The sequence below is a fragment of the Mesorhizobium sp. M7A.F.Ca.MR.362.00.0.0 genome, from assembly GCF_004023175.1.
Classification (GTDB): Bacteria; Pseudomonadota; Alphaproteobacteria; order Rhizobiales; family Rhizobiaceae; genus Mesorhizobium.
In genome coordinates, this window is the sequence record NZ_RZTF01000572.1 from 1 (window position 1) to 2919 (window position 2919).

Annotated in this window: 1 protein-coding gene; it reads left to right on the forward strand. The window is 63.5% G+C overall.

Going from position 1 to position 2919, the window contains the following annotated elements; translation table 11 throughout:
• Positions 1-82: 82 nt before the first annotated feature.
• Positions 83-2919: PAS domain-containing protein (locus EOC06_RS35320; RefSeq protein WP_306462380.1), on the forward strand; the 2837-nt coding region annotated here is incomplete at its 3' end.

A 2919-nucleotide genomic window follows, 5' to 3' on the forward strand; every position in this document is an offset into this window, starting at 1 on the left:
CGAAACAATCAGCGCGCGCGGCAAGCGCGCGCCTCGCAGATCCACAGCGCATGGCGACGATGCATCATCGTCCGCCTCTTGCATGGATTCGAACGATGCGCTTCGCCAACTCGTCGAAGCCGGTTCCGACTGGGTCTGGGAGACCGACGCCGAACTGCGCTTCTCCTGGCTTTCGCAAAATTACCAGGCGGCCACCGGCATCGATCCGGCAAACGTGCTTGGCCGGTTCCGCTTCGACTTCCTCAACCAGGTCCTGAACGGCGACCGCAGTGGTGCCGCGCATCTGGAGGATCTGCAGGCGCACCGGCCTTTTCGCGACTTCGTCTACGAACTCAAGGGTGGCAACGCCGACTGTCGCTGGGTCTTGACGTCAGGCTTTCCGAAGTTCGACGACGAAGGAAGATTTGCCGGTTATCGCGGCATCGGCCGCAACGTCACGGCGCTGGCCGGCGCCTTCAAAGGTCCGGGGCCGGAACCATCTGCCGATGGCGAGCCCGACCAGCATCTGGCCGACCTCGAGCGGACGATGGACGCCATGCATATGGGCGTCGTGCTTCTCGATGCCAGGCTCGACACGCTGATCGTCAACAAGGCCTATCGCGACCTCTCGAGGATTCCGGACGGTGCTGTTGCCGTCGGCGCTCCGTTCAGCCTGTTGATGGAGCTCAACCGCCACAACGGCATCTATGGCGACATCGACGAACAGCAATGGCAGCGCTACCTCGCCACTCGCCTCGACGAGATACGCGCCGGATCCGTCGCGCCGCGCGAATTTGTCCATGCCAGCGGCAGGACGATGATGTTCTCGGTGACGGCGTTGTCCGGGGGCAAGCGGCTGCTGACCTACTATGAGGTCACCGAGATCAAGCAGCGCGATGCCGAGATTGAGAACGCCAACGCCAAGATCGCCGAGACCTTCGTCAATCTCCGCACCATGGTCGACCAGATGCCGATCGGCGTCCTCGTCCTCGATGCCGATATGCGCGCCGAGGTCATCAACCGTGCCTTCTACGAGTTCTGGCAGATCGACGCCCGGCGCGCCGAGACCGGCTGCAGCTTCCGCGATCTGATGGACGCCAGCCGCGACATCGATCCGTATGGCACCGACAACGCGACATGGCAGCAACACATAGCCGAGCGCGAGGCGGAAATCAGGGCTGGCACCGCCGGATCGCGGCAGTTCCCGCGCAACGACGGCCGCACGCTGATATCGTCGATGGCGCCGCTGGCCGGCGGCAAGCGGCTGATCTCCTATGTCGACGTCACCGACATGAAGGACCGGGAGGCCGAACTCGCCGACGCGCTGGAGAAAGCGCGGCTGGCGGAAGCGGTGATCAACGCCGTCAAGGATCCGATCTTCGTCAAGGACGACCATCTGCGTTTTGTCTTCGTCAACGAGGCGTTCGCGGCCCTGTTTGGCCAGACGCCGCAAGCCATGCTCGGCAAGCCCGGCGGCGATTTCCTCCCGACGAACGCTGTCGCGCTCTTCGAGCAGAGCGAACGGGAGGTGCTTGCAACCGGACGCGCTTACGAAGTGGAAGAAAACTTCGAGGCCGATGGCGCCAGCCGATCACGCGTCGTCAGGAAGAGCCGCGTCGGCATGGCCAGCGGCCGCAACTACGTTGCCGGCTTCCTGTTCGACATTTCCGACATGAAGCGACGCGAGACGGAGGCGCAGGATGCGCGCAAGCATCTCGCCAACGTGCTGGAATCCTTGCCGGCCGCCGTGATCATCTACGATCGCGACGACAGGTTCGTTTTCGCCAACCGCAAGATCCAGGATACGCTGCCGGCCTTGAAGCCGGCATGGCAGCCCGGCTGCACATTCCGCGAGGCACTCGTTCTGGGCCATGCGAACGGCTATTTCCGCGACAGCGGCGATCCACAAGTCGACCAGCTCTACGACAGCGACCATGACCGCTGGCTGGATGCGATCCTCGCCCGCTACCGCTTGCCCAATTCCTGCTACGAGCGTCATAACCCCGACGGCCGCTGGTACCAGGTCTACGACATGCGGACCGATGATGGCACCTTCATCGGTGTTCGCGTCGACATCTCCGAGATCAAGAGCCGCGAGGCGGCATTGCGCGATTCGATGCGCCAGATCGACCTGTTCCGGCACGTGATGGACGAGTTGCCGGTGGCCGCCTTCATCAAGGCGCAGGACCTGAGCATAGAATTCGTCAACAAGGCCTGGTGCGCGATCACCGGCTTGGCCAAGGAGGATGTCATCGGCCGCACCGACCGGCAGTTGTTCGGTGCGCAGGACGCCGATGGCTACAGCCATGACGACACGCAAGTCGCCGTGACGGGCGCCGTCAGGGAGGTCGAGGAACCCGTCACCCATCGCGACGGCACGGTTCGGCAGTTGATGACGCGCAAGAGCCGCCTGGTGACGCTGGACGGGTCGGTGCATCTGGTCGGTTCGAGCACCGACATCACCGACGTCAAGGCGCGCGAGCGTGCGCTGGAAGAGAGCATGCGCGAGAACGAGGTGTTCCGCAGCCTGATCGACAACGTGCCGGTATCGATCTACGCCAAGCGCTCCGATCTCCGGCAGTTCTATGTCAACAAGGGCTGGTCCGATCTCACGGGCTTCAGCAAGGAAGAGGCTATCGGCAAGACCGACATCGAGATTTTCGGGCCGGATGGCGAGGCTTTCGTCAATGGCGACCTCGCCGTGCTGCGCACCGGCGAAACCCAGGAGGTCGAAGAGACGGTGACGTTGGCCGACGGCAGCGTCAGGCATCAATTCGCCCGCAAGGGCGCGATGATCGCCTCCGACGGCTCGCTCTATCTGATCGGCTCGACCACCGACATCACCGAGCTGAAGATGCGAGAGGCGGAACTGCGCGAAGCGCGTCAGCGCGCCGTGCTCGCCGACCGCGCCAAGTCGGAATTCCTCGCCAATATGAGCCA